Here is a 13,754-nt window from a genome sequence, read left to right as displayed (position 1 = left end):
TGACCTCAAGTGACCTCAACCCCTGCTCCGACCTGCCGAGTTGAGGCATATGCGTCTCACTCTGTGTGGATACGGCCCGTACCTTCGGTGAGTTGATCAAGGAGATTCGGTGTTGATCGGGGCATGCCGTGGATATGGTGCTGATGTCACAGGGGCCAACTGAGGCGGTGGTCGACCACCGGCCGCAGTGAACGGGGTGGTGTGCAGCGTGCCGACCGCGATAGCCGTCACCAGTTCCGATCTGGTGCTCCCACCGCATGACCGGCAGACCCCGCCCGCGGTCGTACAGCCGCAGGGAACGCTCGAAACGTCCCTCATCGGCATGCACACGCTCATCGAGCAGCACGGGTACGTCATCGCCCTCCACTCGTCCTCCGACGAACCGGAACTCACCCGGCGGCTGCACACCGTCCGTTCCGTGCTGGAGAGCGACCGCATCGCCCTGCTCGGCGTCGACCTGCCGCCGCTCGGCCTCGCCCTGCTGGCCCAGCAGCTGCGCCAGCTCTCCGTGTGCGACTTCAGCCCGGGCGTGCTCGCCTCCTCCGTACGCCTGCTCGCCCACTACATCTACGCCGGCGCCCTCCTCGGCTCCGTCGCCAAGCTCGACCGGGTGCCGGTCACGCTGAAGTCGCACGCCAAGTCCTGGCTGCCGGGCGCCCGGTTCGCCGTACTGGCGGGCCCGCGCCCCCAGCTCGTACGGCTGAACGGTGCCGATCAGGAGCCGCCGGCCGGGCCGGAGTTCGGTACGCGGCTGCTGGTCGCCCAGGGGCCGCAGCCGCCGTCCGACTGGGTCACCGCGACCCTCGCGCCCGCCTGGCAGGTGCAGGGCGTCGCGACCGTGCCGCTGCCGGAGGGCTCCACGCGCTGGTGGGGGACGGGAAAGCTCGTCGAGTTCGCCGCCGGACTGTCGGACGTCTCCGTCCTCTACCAACTGGTCTCGTCCGTACGCCGCGAGGAGTGCCACTGGTGCGGGCTCGAACTCATCGGCGACCGCTGTGGGTTCTGCGCGGCACCGCTGCGGGAGCCGGAGTCCGATCCGGTACGGGCACTGCCGCGAGGGGTCACATGAGTCGCGCCGCCACAACCGCATGACCAGCGGGTCCGTATGAGCCGGTCCGTATGAGCGAGTCCGTAGTCAGCCCGTACAGCCAGCACGTACAGCCAGTCCGTATCAGCCAGTTCGTCATCGGCTCCACCGCAGAACCGCTTGACCGCTCGACCGCAGAACCGCTTGACCGCAGAACAGCTCGACCGCTCGACCTGTCCGTCCCCACCGTCCGATCGAGGTTGTCCGAGTCATGAACTCACGCCAGCGCCGCGGCGTCATCCTGCTGGTCCTCTCGGCCCTGTGCGCCCTGGCGGCCTTCGCCGGTGTGCTCTCCGTGGTCCGTGACGTGAACTCGAAGGTCGGGCCCGAGGTGACCGCGTACCGGCTGAAGAGCGACATCGCGCCGTACAAGGCGCTGTCGGCGGACCAGTTCGAGAAGATCTCGATGCCGAAGCGGTGGCTGTCCGGCACGGCCGTCACCGACCTCTCCGACATCCGCGGGAAGATCGCCGTCACCCAGTTGAAGAAGGGCTCGCTGCTCCAGACGGACATGGTCGTCGACTCGCCCGAACTCGAACCCGGGCAGCAGGAGATCGCCATCATGATCGACGCGTCGACCGGTGTCGCCGGGAAGATCAACCCGGGCTCGCGGGTCAACATCTACGCCACGTTCGAGTCGAAGGACAGCGACTCGGGCAAGGACACGTCGAAGCTGCTGGTCACCGACGCCCGCGTGATCGACGTCGGCAAGCTGACCGCCCTCGAGTCGGGCCAGTCCAGCAGCGAGCGCCGCCGTACGGCGACCGAGGCCGTCCCCATCACCTTCGCGCTCGACACCGCCGACGCCCAGCGCGTCGCGTACGCCGAGTCGTTCGCCGAACACGTCCGACTCGCCCTGGTCGCGAGCGGCGACTCCACGGACGTCGTGCCGGACGACCGTTCGTACACCCTCGACGAGGACAAGAAAGAGGCCACGCGATGAGGTCGAGGTCGGTCCGGGACGTCCGCGCGAGGATGTGTCGAACACGGGTGCGCAGGACGCTGGTGTGTAGGACAGTTGCGCGGGGGACAGGAATGTCCCATACGGGTGAGTGGCGAACGGGGACGTGCCGATGACCATCCGCATCCTCCCCGCAGCCGGGGACGTCGACTCGGCCAGCGCCCTCACCACCCTGCTCGGCCAGCTCGCGGACGCCGAACCGGCCCCGCCCGTGCCCGACTCCACCGCCCTGCTCGACACCCTCGCGCGCCTGGCCGCCGAGTCGCTGGACGAGCTGCCGGAGGTGGTGCTCGTCCACGAACGCATCGGCCCCGTCCCCGCGCTGGACCTGGTCCGCGACCTCGTGCTCCGCTTCCCGGCGGTCGGCGTCGTCCTCATCACCTCCGACACCAGCACCGGCGTCCTCACCGCCGCCATGGACTCCGGCGCCCGCGGCATCGTCAACCTCCCCCTCTCCTACGAGGCCCTCGCCGAACGCGTCCAGGCCGCCGCCGCCTGGTCGGCCGGCATGCGCCGCCACCTCGGCAGCAACACCCCCGAGCTGTACACCGGCCCCGGCGGCACCGTCGTCACGGTCAGCGGCGCCAAGGGCGGCGTGGGCGCGACGGTCACGGCGGTCCAACTGGCCCTCGCCGCACGGGCGTCCGGCCGTACGGTCGCGCTGCTGGATTTCGACCTCCAGTCCGGTGACGTGGCCTCCTACCTGGACGTGCAGTTCCGCCGCTCGGTCGCCGACCTCGCCGGGATCACGGACATCAACCCCCGCGTACTGCAGGAGGCGGTGTACGCCCACGACACGGGCGTCTCCCTGCTCCTCGCCCCCGGCGAGGGCGAACGCGGCGAGGAGGTGACCGACCGGGTCGCCCGCCAGGTGCTCGGCACCCTGCGCTCCCGCCACGACGTCGTGATCGTCGACTGCGGCTCCCAGATGAACGCGGCGACCGCGGCGGCCGTGGAGACCGCCGACCACGCGCTGCTCCTGGTGACCCCGGACGTCGTCGCCGTCCGCGCCGCCAAACGCATGGTCCGCCTCTGGGACCGCCTCCAGATCCGCAAGGCCGAGGAGACCCTGACCGTCGTCAACCGGCACACCCGCGGTACGGAGCTCCAGCCGTCGCTGGTCGAGAAGGTCACCGGCACGAAGGTGGCCCGCAACGCCGTACCCGCCGCCTTCAAGGACCTCCAGTCGGTCGTCGACGCCGGCCGACTGCAGGACCTGGACGCCCGCTCCACGGTCAAGCAGGCGCTGTGGGCGCTGGCGGGCGAGCTGGAGCTGGTGGCCGCGCCGGAGGGCGGGGGAGGAGGCGGCCGCCGCCGCAAGGCCTCCTCGGACCGGGGTGCGCTGGTGCTCCGCCGGAAGGGCGGCGACCGGGGTTCGTCGACCCTGGAGTTCGCCGGGATCTTCCCGCTCCTCCTCGTCGTGATGACCATCCTCTGGCAGTGCGCGCTGTACGGCTACACGTACTCCCTGGCGGGCAACGCGGCCGACGAGGCGGCCCGCGCGGCCACCGCCGCGTACGCCGTGGACGGCGATGTCGCGGGCGCCTGCCAGTCCGCCGGCGGCCAGAACCTCCCCGGCGCCTGGAGCGGCGCCGACATCGACTGCGACGTGGACGGCCCGGTCATGCGGGCCCGCGTCAGCGCCGACGTACCGCTGTTCTTCCCGGGCTTCGACGCCGGATGGTCGGTCGACGGGGAGGCGGGGGCGGCCTTGGAGGGGGACGACTGATGAGGGGCCTCGTCGGGCGGCTGCGGCCGGGGGACGGGCACGGGCGCCGGGTGAGACCGGCGTACGGACGCAGGCCGCGGTCGGTGCGTGGGCATCCGGCGCCATCGGCGCACGGGCGTCGGCTCCGCGCCGACCGGGGCGCCGCCATCCTGGAGTTCGCCGGCTTCCTCCCGATCCTCATGCTCGTCGCGCTGGGCGTGATCCAGCTCGGGCTCGTCGGCTACGGCGTCAACCAGGCGGGTACGGCCGCCCGGGCCGCCGCCCGGGCCGCCTCGCTCGGCGAGGACGGCGTCGCGGCGGGCCAGGCCTCGGTCAGCGGCTGGCTGAACCCCGAGGTCGACGCGCCCGGAGGCGGCGGCGAGACCACGACCGCGACGGTCGTCGTCACCGTCCCCTCCATCCTCCCGCTGCTCGACATCCCGACGATCGAGCGCAGCGCCACCATGCCCAACGACAACGACAACGACAACGACGACTGAGCCCGGCCCCGGTAACAACACCCCCACCACCGAGAGGAGTTGACGAAGAGATGAGCCTGCGATCCCGTATCGCCGCCCCCGACGAAGGGGGAGCCGGACGCGAGGACGGACACCTCGTGGCCGTCTACCGCGCCAAGCTCCTCGAAGAGATCGACCTCGCCGAGATGTCGGGCCTCGCGGCCACCGAACGCCGCGCCCGCCTGGAACGCGTCCTCGGCCACATCATCAGCCGGGAAGGCCCGGTCCTCTCCTCGGCGGAGCGTTCCCAGCTGATCCGTCGTGTCGTCGACGAGGCCCTCGGCCTGGGCGTCCTCGAACCGCTGCTCGCCGACGCGTCGATCACCGAGATCATGGTCAACGGCCCCGACTCGATCTTCGTGGAGCGCGCGGGGCGGGTGGAACAGCTGCCGATGCGGTTCGCGTCCACGGACCAGCTGATGCAGACGATCGAGCGCATCGTGTCCACGGTCAACAGGCGCGTCGACGAGTCCAACCCCATGGTCGACGCCCGTCTCCCCACCGGCGAGCGCGTCAACGTCATCATCCCGCCGCTGGCCCTCACCGGCCCGACCCTCACCATCCGCCGCTTCCCGCGCGCCTACACCCTCCCCGAGCTGATCGGCCTCGGCTCGCTCGACGAGCAGATGCTGATGCTGCTCGCCGCCTTCGTCCGCGCCCGCTTCAACGTCATCGTCAGCGGCGGTACGGGCACCGGAAAGACCACCCTGCTCAACGCGCTCTCCGGTCTGATCCCACGCCACGAGCGCATCATCACCATCGAGGACTCCGCCGAACTCCAGCTCCAGCAGGAGCACGTGATCCGCCTCGAATCCCGCCCCCCGAACGTCGAGGGCAAGGGCCAGATCACCATCCGCGACCTGGTCCGCAACTCGCTGCGCATGCGCCCCGACCGCATCATCGTCGGTGAGGTCCGCGGCGGCGAGACCCTCGACATGCTCCAGGCCATGTCCACCGGCCACGACGGCTCCCTCGCCACGGTCCACGCCAACACCGCCGAGGACGCCCTCATGCGGCTGCAGACCCTCGGCTCCATGTCGGAGGTCCTCATCCCCTTCGAGGCCCTCAAGGACCAGATCAACTCGGCGGTGGACGTGGTCGTCCAGCTCACCCGCTTCGCCGACGGCTCCCGCAAGATCACCGAGATCACGCTGCTCGTCTCGCACGGCCGCGAACAGTTCCGGATCGCCACGGTCTCCCGCTTCGTCCCGCAGCCCCTCGGCGCCGACCGCGTCGTCAAGGGCCACTTCCAGCACCTCCCGGTGCCCCGCCCCATCGCGGAGAAGCTGTACGTGGCCAACGAACCGCTGCCACCGGCGTACGGGGTGGCGGAGGCCATCGACGCGCTCGACACCCGCCAGGCCATCGGATAGGCCGGAGAGAACCCGACCATGGACAACCCCACCCTGCTGGCCCTCGGCGCCACCGTCCTGTGCGGCACGCTCGCCGTCGCGGGCGTACACACGTACGCGTCCGGCCGCGCCCAGCAGCGCGCCCTGGCCGACCGGCTCGCCGGCCACCCGGGCGGTCCGCCGCGGACGGCGACGGGCCGCGTACGCCGGTTCGCGGCCGTCGACCGCCGGCTGCGCCGCACCCGCCTCGGCCGCACGATCCACCTGCGGCTGACGACGACCGGCCTCGACCTCACGGCGGGGGAGTTCGTCACCTACGTCACCATGCTGGTGATCGCCCTCTGGCTGATCGCCTCCGCCACCCTCGCCCCGTTCTTCGGCCCGATCGCGGGCGCGGTCGGCGTCTGGGGCGCGGCCATCTTCCTCAACTGGCAGCGCCAGAAACGCATCGAGGCCTTCATCAACCAGCTCCCGGACGTGGCCCGCCTCCTCGCCAACGCCACCGCCGCCGGCCTCGCCCTCCGTACGGCACTGGCGATGGCGGCGGAGGAACTGGAGGCCCCCGCGGGCGAGGAACTGGCCAGGGTCGCCGACCAGCTGACGCTGGGCAGGTCGGTCGACGACGCCCTCGGTGAACTGGCCGAACGACTCCCGTCCCGCGAACTCATCGTCCTGGTCACGACCTTGGTGCTGTCGAACAAGGCGGGCGGCTCGGTGGTGAGCTCGTTGCGCAACCTGACCCAGACCCTGGAGGACAGGAAGGAGACGAGGCGCGAGGTCCGCACGATGCTCTCCGAAGTCAACGCGACGGCGTTCACGGTCCCGTTCCTGGGCCTCGGCTCCCTCCTCCTCATCAATTCCTCGAACGACGGAGCCCTGGCCCGAGTGACCGGCTCCCCCCTGGGCCAGGCCCTGGTCCTGATCTCGATAGGGCTCTACACGGTCGGCTTCTTCGTCATCCGTCGCCTGGGCAAGATCGAAGTGTGAGAGGGGAGACGAGAGCGAGATGACGACACTGCCCCTGCTCCTCGCCGCGCTGATGGCCGTGGCCGTCGCGGGTGTCCTCCTCGGCATCCGGATGATCCGGGCGGACGCGAAACTTCCGGCGGACCTGGCCCTGGCCCTGGAGGTGGGCGCCACCCGGGTATCGAAGACGGGCTCGGCGATCGACCGCCTGGGCATGCGCTTCGCGCCTCTCGTACTCCGCCTGATGGGCCCCCGCGGGGTCGAGGCGAAACGCCGCCGCATCGACATGGCGGGCAACCCGGGCGGCCTGACGCTGAACAGATACGCGGCCCGGCGCGCGGTCTACGGCTTCTTCGGCGCCTTCATGGGCCTGGTCTTCCTCACCAACGGCCGCCCCCTCATCGCCGCCCTCACCTTCGCCTTCGGCCTGCTGGCCGCCGACGCGGCGATCTGGCAGGCGGTCCGCGAACGCAAGGACGTCATCGACCGCACCCTCCCCGACTTCCTGGACGTCCTCGCGGTCGTGGTCTCCTCGGGCCTCGGCTTCCGGCAGGCGCTGGACCGGGTGGCGGACAAGTACGAGGGCCCGTGGGCGGATGAACTGAGAATCACCTTGCGCCAGATGGACATGGGCGTAAGCCGCCGCCAGGCCTTCGACGAACTCCGCAAACGCAACACCTCGGAACAGGTGGCCCAGTTCGTCTCGGCACTGCAGCAGGGCGAGGAACTGGGCAGCCCCATCGCCGAGACCCTGATCCAACTGGCCGCCGACATGCGCCGCACAGACGCCCAGAACGCCCGTCGCCGCGCCGCCCGCACCATCCCCAAGGCCACCATGGTCACTCTGATCTTCATGCTCCCCGCCACGATGATCCTCATCGCCACGGGCATGTTCCTGGGCTCGGGCACGAACTTCGGCGAGATCTTGGGCCGATGAGAGGCAACCGGCTCACTCGTCGCCTGTCCCAGCTGCGGGAGGCCACGCGACTGGGGCGCCACCTGTCCAGACAGCGGCAAGAGGGCGCAGCTGGCCTCCACGGCCTAACGCTGTCGCAGCTGCGGGCAGTCGTGCCGCTGGGGCGGCACGGGTGGGCGCAGCGGCACCCTGTAAGCGCCGGGCCGCACGACTTCCCCCCGCCCAGCCCCGGCACCGGCGAGCACTCCCGACCCCGGCCCACCTCACCCCCCGGCACCGGCTACCTACAAGACGACGCCCCACCCCCACCAGGCCTCCGTCTCCAACTCAACGCCCTCCAATCCCTCTCCCGACAGACCTTCGCCGTCCGCCTCACCACCCTCGCCATCGGCACCCCCTTCGCCATGGCCAACACCACCGACGGCCCCCCGAGCTACGCGGTCCTCACCGCCGCCGTCCTCGGCATCACCATCTCGTACGCCATGCTCAGGGACTGGGACCGTTTCGCCCCCCGCCTCCTCGCCCACCCCACCCTCATGGCCCTGGACCTCCTCTTCGGCGCGGTCCTCCTCCTCACCGCCTCCCCGGCCTCCCCCCTCGCCTACGCCACGGTCTGCACCCCCCTCCTCTCCGGCCTCCTCTACGGCTGGCGCGGCGCCGGTGTCCTCACCGGCCTCCAACTCGCCGTACTCGTCACGGTCCACCGGGCCTGGGAACACCACCCCGGCACAGGCGCCAGCACCCTCCTCATCGCCGGCTTCTGCGCCGCCGCCGGCATCATCGGCGTCACCCTCCGCAACCTGGTGTTCCGCTTCGGTACGGCCACCCAGGCCCTCTCGGAAGCCACGTCCCGCCTGGCCGTGGCGGAAGCGGTCGAGTCCGAGCGCGCCCGCCTGGCCAGAGAGCTGCACGACTCGGTCGCCAAGACCCTGCACGGCCTCTCCCTCGCGGCAGAGGCACTCGCACAGTCCGCGGGCCGACCGGACCCTGACCCCGCGGTCGTCAGCCAACAGGCGACCCTGATGGCGGCGGCAGCCCGCCGAGCCGCCACGGAGTCCCGCCACCTCCTCACGGACCTGCGCCGCCACACGGACCTGACGACGCCCACACCCGTGGCCCTGACGACCGGACTGACGACAAGGGCGACGGACTTCGAGTCCCGCACAGGCATCCCCACGACATTCACCCACCAGGGGCCCCCACCCCCGCCCCTCCCCGCCGACACCACCCGCCACCTCCTGGCGATCGTCTCGGAGGCCCTGGAGAACACCCACCGCCACGCGCGGGCGACCCAGGCGGAAGTACGGCTGGCCGTCTCCCCGGACAGCCTCCACCTCACGATCAAGGACGACGGCGTAGGCCTGCCCCCCACGGCCACCCTCGAAGCGGCGGCGAATTCCGGCCACTTCGGCCTCCTGGGCATGGCGGAACGAGCACAGTCGACCGGCGCCGCACTGACCCTGACCCGAGGGACCCCCGACGACGGCACACCCACCACACCAGGCACGGAAGTCACCCTGCACCTCCCGCTCGCCCACCCCGCCGCCCCCGCCCCCCGACCCTTCCCCCAGCCCCAGGAGTCCGCCCATGCCTGACCCGAACCAGGCCCCGGACCAGGAACTCCCCGCTTCCCACCCCCTCCGCGTACTCGTCGCCGACGACAACCCGGTGGTCCGCGCAGGCCTCGCCGCGCTGCTCGGCGGCCACCCCGACATCGAGGTCGTGGCACAGGCGACGAACGGCGAGGAGGCGGTGGCAGAGGCACGGCGAAGTGACCCGGACGTGGTCCTCCTCGACGTCCGCATGCCCGGCACGGACGGCCTGACCGCGCTCCCCGAACTGGCCGCGCTGGCCCCCGTGATGATGCTGACCTACAGCACGGAACCCGAGGTCGTGGCCGAGGCCCTGCACCAGGGCGCGGTCGGCTACCTGGTCCACGGCGACTTCACGGCCCCCGAACTGATCGAGGCCGTTCGGGACTTGAGGGAGGGCCGCCCGACTATCTCCTCCTCCGCCTCCACCGCTGTCTCAACTTCGCTCGGCGTTTCCTACAAACCTTCACACGAAAGTCACGACCACTCTTCGCAGCTGCAATCAGTTGTGGCACAGTCGTCGTACCGTGTTGACCGCTCCAACCAACCGTCCTACGGCCTGAGTTCAAGGGAGGTGGAGGTGATGGACCTCATTGCATCCGGTATGAGTAACCAGCAAATCGCCTCCGCCTGCTTCATCAGCGAGAAGACGGTCAAGAACCACATCAACCGCATCTTCGCGAAACTGCACAGTTCCTCGCGCAGCGAAGCCATCGCCCACTGGCTGGGCACGGCCCGGGAGGGGTGGAGCCGATGAATCCGTCCACCGGGACGGGTGGGGGAAGTTGGGCCCCTGGGCCCACCCGCGACAGGGTGATCCTCACGTACGGTGATCCGGTTGTTACCGGCATCGGGCGGGAGGGCAAGGGCCATGAGTGCGAGGAACCGGTTCGAGACATGGAAGACGAACGTCGTCTCCCGCATGCGGGGCAAGGGGCGGGACGCGGGCGCGGGGTTCGTCGAGTACGCCGGCATCATGATCATCGTGGCGGGCATCTTCGTGATGATCGACGGACTTGGGCTGGATGGTCAGATCTCGGAAGCGATCGGACAGGCGGTCGCGGACGTCGTGGGTGGCGGCTGATCTCTGCGCACCTTCGGAGTGATCGAGGGTCGACCCTTCCCATCTACATATGGCTGACGGCGATCGTGCTCTTCGCCGGCTTTGCCTTCTTCGCGTTCGCCCAGGCAGCGTCCGCCCGCAATGGTGCTCAATCCGCGGCGGACGCTGCGGCGTTGGCGGCGGCACAACAGGCCCGAGACGAGCTGCTGCTGGACCTGGGGGACGTCATCGACGGCGACGAGGACGACTGGCTGGACTGGCTGGACCTCAACGACGTGGGGCTCCCGGCAGACGGCGCGTCCGCCGCGGCCCAGGAACTGGCCGCCGAGAACGACGCGACCGTCCAGGGCGGTGCCCAGCCCACCGAGGTGGATGGTTTCCCGGGGTTCTCGGTTCAGGTCGAGACGAACTACACCGTCGGAGAGTCGATCATCCCCGGCACCGAGGGCATGTCGGCCCTGGCCAGCGCCACGGCCGTGGTTCAACCGCGCTGCGATTTCGACCCGGACGCCGATCCCGCTGATCCTTTGGAACTGGTCTGCGACGGTAAAACCGTCATCATCGACCCCGAAGATTTCGATCCGGACGACCTCCCTGACGCGTCCGTAATGTTCTCTGTGCGTCTGGCCGAGTGAAAGGAAGCTGAGTCCATGAAACTCCGGTACACCAAGAGGGGCCGCGCGGCTCTGACCACGGTGACGCTCGCCACCGGGCTGGTCCTCACGGTGGCCGGCTGCGGAGGGGGAGGAGACGACGACAAGGCGGACAAGAACACGTCCTCGTCCACGCCGACCACGACCTCGGACGACTCCTCCGGGGGCAAGGCATCGGATGCTCCCGAAGAGAACAAGGTGCTCGCCGAGTCCAAGGACGGCGACATCTCGCTCGTCGTCACGTCGGCCGTGCGGGACTCCGGGGGCTTTGTGACGGTGTCGGGAACGGTGACCAACAACGGTTCCCGGCTGTGGACAGCAGCGGACTGGCGCGGTGACGAGAACGAACTGCGGGGCAACGCATCGTCCGTCGCCGGTGCGAATCTCGTGGACCAAGAAGGGAAGAAGAAGTACCTCATCCTCCGTGACACACAAGGGCGTTGCCTCTGCACGCGCTTCACCGGTGGTGTAAAGGCCGGTGAAACGACGGACTGGTTCGCCCAGTTCCCCGCACCCCCCGAAGACACCACATCCGTGGACTTCCAAGTCGGCTCCATGCCCCCCGCCTCCATCGAACTCTCCGAGGGCGAGTGATCATGGCCGCCCTCACCCCACGAGCCACGGCCGCCCTCGCCGTCCTGGTCGCCCTCACCTTCACGACCCCGGCGTACGCGGACACGTCCGACGACCCCAGCGAACCCCCAGGCTCCGTCACCACCTCCCCACCCCCCGAGGTCGACGCCAACAGCCCGGGCCTGAAGCTGGCCGACGGTGCCACACTCGCTCCCGCGAAGGTCCTGGACATCAAGTCGGTCGTGGAGGACCTCGGCGGCGAGGAGCGCCGCGAGGACACGAACGAGAACGTCACCTTCGCGCTCCAGGCGGAAGTCCTCTTCGGCAAGGACAGCGCCAAGCTGAACCCGGAGGCGCGCTCACGCATCCAGGCGATCGCGGACGAGATCAAGTCCCAGAACGCGGTGAAGGTCCGCGTCTTCGGCTTCACCGACAACCTCGGCTCGTACGCCCACGGCCTGACCCTCTCCAAGAAGCGTGCCGAGGCCGTCCACGACCTCCTCGCCGGCGACCTGGGCGGCGACATCACCTTCGAGGTACGCGGCTACAGCGAGGACTACCCCATCGCCGACAACTCCTCGGAGGAGGGCCGCCGCAAGAACCGCCGGGTGGAGGTGTCGTTCCCGAGGACCGGGGGGACGACTGACGAGAGCGGGACGGCGAGCGAGTAGAGCTGATGCCTGAACGGCCGACCGGCCGTCCGGCCACCGTTCCGCCCGTCACACACCTACGACGCGAGCTCGGTCTCCGCAGAGCTTGTTCATGTCGTCTGCGTCGGAGGTGACGACGATGCGGGGCCCGGAGTAGCCCAGAGCCGTGGAGGCCACCACGGAGTCGATCGCGTACTTGTGGCCGTGCAGGTTCGCGTTCCGCAACAGGTCGATGGCACGCCAGGTGACGGCGTCGTGACAGGTAGGACCTCCAGCCGGGAGGCGTGCCCCAGCGAAGGCGGTCCATACGGACTTTCGAGTGCCGTGCCTCGATCAGGGTCAGACTGCTCAGCGCTACACACGCGTGCCCACGCGTGCCTTGACCGCCGCGATAAGTGGTAATTGCTCGCGGGGAGGTCTATGGGGTGGAGGAGGGGGCGATCCCGGCTTCCGGGTCATCGCTGCCGGACCCTTGCTCCTGCGGGTACGCGACGAACGTGCCCTTCGCGGGGAGCGTGACCACGAGACCGCGTTCGCGTAGCTCGCGGATGGCGCGGCGGGCAGTCAGATACGCGACTCCGTACTCGGCGCCGAGATCCCGTTCGCCGGGTAGTCGTGCTCCCGGCTTCAGCGCTCCCGAGGTGATCCGGGCGGCGATGTGGTCGGCCACCTGCATGTAGACGTACGCGATCTTGTTTGGGTCGATCGGCGAATCTCCTGAGTCCACTGCCATAGCAACCACCGTAAAACAGTCCTGAGCTGCAGCGATGGGTGCGAAGCTACATACTGCTATGCACTGACATGCGTAGCAATGTAGGCTGCAAGCGCAAAGACCCCGGCGACGAGGCAACGTCCCGGGGCATGGCCAACGCTGCAAAGGAGCGTCAACATGCTGGACTTTACCGTCCGAGCCGCGCTGTGGATGCTGAGCATCGTCATGCCGAACCCGCGCGGCCGTCACCGCGCTCAAACCCTGGCGGCACCCCATCCCGCCTTGCGGATCACCCCGCCCCCAGCCCTCTTCACCGAGCTGATCGACGGCAGCGCGTCCCCACTCGTACGCCCCTACGTCCTCACCCAGGACGAACGCCGCCTCCAACGCGAACGCCGCCGCGCCCTCTGCCTGGCCACCCTCGGCATCGACACCGGCCCGCACCACATCCACGGAGTCCGCGTAGGAGCCGCCCGATGAAGAAGCCCTCCACGCGCCGTCGCCCGATCCGTATGTGCGCCCGTTGCCAGCGGATGACCAGCACACCGGTCGTGGTCCACGAGGAGCACGCCGCGACGGGCCCAGGCTTCACCGTCTACGCCTGCCCGGAGTGCGCGGAGCACTACCCGCCCCCGGCCGACGCCCTGGAACCTCTGGACCCCGCCCCGAGACAGTCCCGGATGACGATCCGCGTGTACAAGGCGACGTCGGACAACAGCACCACCCAGGACCGCGCCGAGGTCCACGTCTGCACCGGCAGCCGTATCGACCCCACCCCGCAGTCGGCGGCCTTCCCGCCCTGCACCTGCCCGAGGTGCCGAGAGGCCCGGCAGTCCTGACAGTCCCCCTGCCCCGGCGCCGTCCAGTCACCTGACGACGGCGCCGGTGGACTCCGGCACCCATGAGGCGGCCGTCGGGCCGGGCAGTCTCGTCGAGCGGTGATCGGACTGCTCGGTCGGGCGTTCGGTGTCGTTCCTGATGAGGAAGAGCTCCGGCAGCGCCC

Annotated in this window: 17 protein-coding genes; 15 read left to right on the top strand and 2 right to left on the bottom strand. The window is 69.9% G+C overall.

The features are described 5' to 3' along the window. Nucleotides 1–208 precede the first annotated feature (208 nt). The 13 genes from SGFS_RS22335 (at nucleotide 209) to SGFS_RS22275 (ending at nucleotide 12,060) form a co-directional block, all read left to right on the top strand. Entirely contained in the window at nucleotides 209–1,069 is an 861-nt protein-coding gene (locus tag SGFS_RS22335; protein ID WP_286252773.1) for a hypothetical protein, read from the top strand. Between the two features lie 229 nt (nucleotides 1,070–1,298). After that, a complete protein-coding gene (cpaB, locus tag SGFS_RS22330) occupies nucleotides 1,299–2,030 on the top strand; it encodes a Flp pilus assembly protein CpaB (protein WP_286252771.1) in 732 nt (243 codons plus the stop codon). A gap of 130 nt (nucleotides 2,031–2,160) precedes the next feature. Next, complete coding sequence (locus SGFS_RS22325; protein ID WP_286252769.1) at nucleotides 2,161–3,777, top strand: AAA family ATPase; 1,617 nt, start codon at nucleotides 2,161–2,163, stop codon at nucleotides 3,775–3,777. Then, entirely contained in the window at nucleotides 3,777–4,256 is a 480-nt protein-coding gene (locus SGFS_RS22320; RefSeq protein ID WP_286252767.1) for a TadE family protein, read from the top strand. Before SGFS_RS22325 ends, SGFS_RS22320 begins: the two co-directional genes overlap by 1 nt. A 50-nt stretch (nucleotides 4,257–4,306) precedes the next feature. Further along, nucleotides 4,307–5,647: a CpaF family protein gene (locus SGFS_RS22315; RefSeq protein ID WP_286252764.1), complete on the top strand. Its 1,341-nt coding sequence runs from the start codon at nucleotides 4,307–4,309 to the stop codon at nucleotides 5,645–5,647. A gap of 18 nt (nucleotides 5,648–5,665) precedes the next feature. Beyond that, a complete protein-coding gene (locus SGFS_RS22310) occupies nucleotides 5,666–6,613 on the top strand; it encodes a type II secretion system F family protein (RefSeq protein WP_286252763.1) in 948 nt (315 codons plus the stop codon). Between the two features lie 19 nt (nucleotides 6,614–6,632). Beyond that, entirely contained in the window at nucleotides 6,633–7,529 is an 897-nt protein-coding gene (locus tag SGFS_RS22305) for a DUF5936 domain-containing protein (RefSeq protein WP_286252761.1), read from the top strand. 383 nt (nucleotides 7,530–7,912) lie between these two features. After that, nucleotides 7,913–9,103, top strand: coding sequence for a sensor histidine kinase (locus SGFS_RS22300; RefSeq protein ID WP_286252760.1), 1,191 nt, complete (start codon nucleotides 7,913–7,915; stop codon nucleotides 9,101–9,103). After that, complete coding sequence (locus SGFS_RS22295; RefSeq protein ID WP_286252759.1) at nucleotides 9,096–9,857, top strand: response regulator transcription factor; 762 nt, start codon at nucleotides 9,096–9,098, stop codon at nucleotides 9,855–9,857. The genes SGFS_RS22300 and SGFS_RS22295 overlap by 8 nt, the downstream gene beginning before the upstream one ends. Nucleotides 9,858–9,971: 114 nt before the next feature. Continuing rightward, a complete protein-coding gene (locus SGFS_RS22290) occupies nucleotides 9,972–10,184 on the top strand; it encodes a hypothetical protein (RefSeq protein ID WP_286252758.1) in 213 nt (70 codons plus the stop codon). Beyond that, a complete protein-coding gene (locus tag SGFS_RS22285) occupies nucleotides 10,181–10,798 on the top strand; it encodes a pilus assembly protein TadG-related protein (RefSeq protein WP_350284089.1) in 618 nt (205 codons plus the stop codon). Before SGFS_RS22290 ends, SGFS_RS22285 begins: the two co-directional genes overlap by 4 nt. A gap of 15 nt (nucleotides 10,799–10,813) precedes the next feature. Then, nucleotides 10,814–11,410 (top strand): hypothetical protein, encoded by a 597-nt coding sequence (locus SGFS_RS22280; protein ID WP_286252757.1) that lies wholly within the window; start codon nucleotides 10,814–10,816, stop codon nucleotides 11,408–11,410. A gap of 2 nt (nucleotides 11,411–11,412) precedes the next feature. Next, nucleotides 11,413–12,060, top strand: coding sequence for an OmpA family protein (locus SGFS_RS22275; protein WP_286252756.1), 648 nt, complete (start codon nucleotides 11,413–11,415; stop codon nucleotides 12,058–12,060). A 48-nt stretch (nucleotides 12,061–12,108) separates the two neighbouring features. On the opposite strand, the gene SGFS_RS22270 is transcribed toward SGFS_RS22275, so the two are convergent. Together SGFS_RS22270 and SGFS_RS22265 are read right to left on the bottom strand one after the other, a co-directional pair. Further along, entirely contained in the window at nucleotides 12,109–12,264 is a 156-nt protein-coding gene (locus SGFS_RS22270) for a hypothetical protein (RefSeq protein ID WP_286252755.1), read from the bottom strand. Nucleotides 12,265–12,457: 193 nt separating this feature from the next. After that, nucleotides 12,458–12,772, bottom strand: coding sequence for a winged helix-turn-helix domain-containing protein (locus SGFS_RS22265; RefSeq protein ID WP_286252754.1), 315 nt, complete (start codon nucleotides 12,770–12,772; stop codon nucleotides 12,458–12,460). Between the two features lie 156 nt (nucleotides 12,773–12,928). Between SGFS_RS22265 and SGFS_RS22260 the strand changes: the two genes are divergently transcribed. Together SGFS_RS22260 and SGFS_RS22255 are read left to right on the top strand one after the other, a co-directional pair. After that, nucleotides 12,929–13,231, top strand: a complete 303-nt coding sequence (locus tag SGFS_RS22260; RefSeq protein WP_286252752.1) for a hypothetical protein — start codon at nucleotides 12,929–12,931, stop codon at nucleotides 13,229–13,231. Further along, nucleotides 13,228–13,590 carry a hypothetical protein gene (locus SGFS_RS22255; protein WP_286252750.1) on the top strand — a complete coding sequence of 121 codons (363 nt, stop codon included), beginning with the start codon at nucleotides 13,228–13,230 and terminating at the stop codon, nucleotides 13,588–13,590. The genes SGFS_RS22260 and SGFS_RS22255 overlap by 4 nt, the downstream gene beginning before the upstream one ends. The last annotated feature ends 164 nt before the right edge of the window (nucleotides 13,591–13,754 follow it).

Origin of the sequence: Streptomyces graminofaciens (genome assembly GCF_030294945.1) — a bacterium.
GTDB classification, from domain to species: Bacteria; Actinomycetota; Actinomycetes; order Streptomycetales; family Streptomycetaceae; genus Streptomyces; species Streptomyces graminofaciens.
Note: the sequence above shows the minus strand (reverse complement) of the source record. Positions and strands in the feature narration are given on the sequence as shown.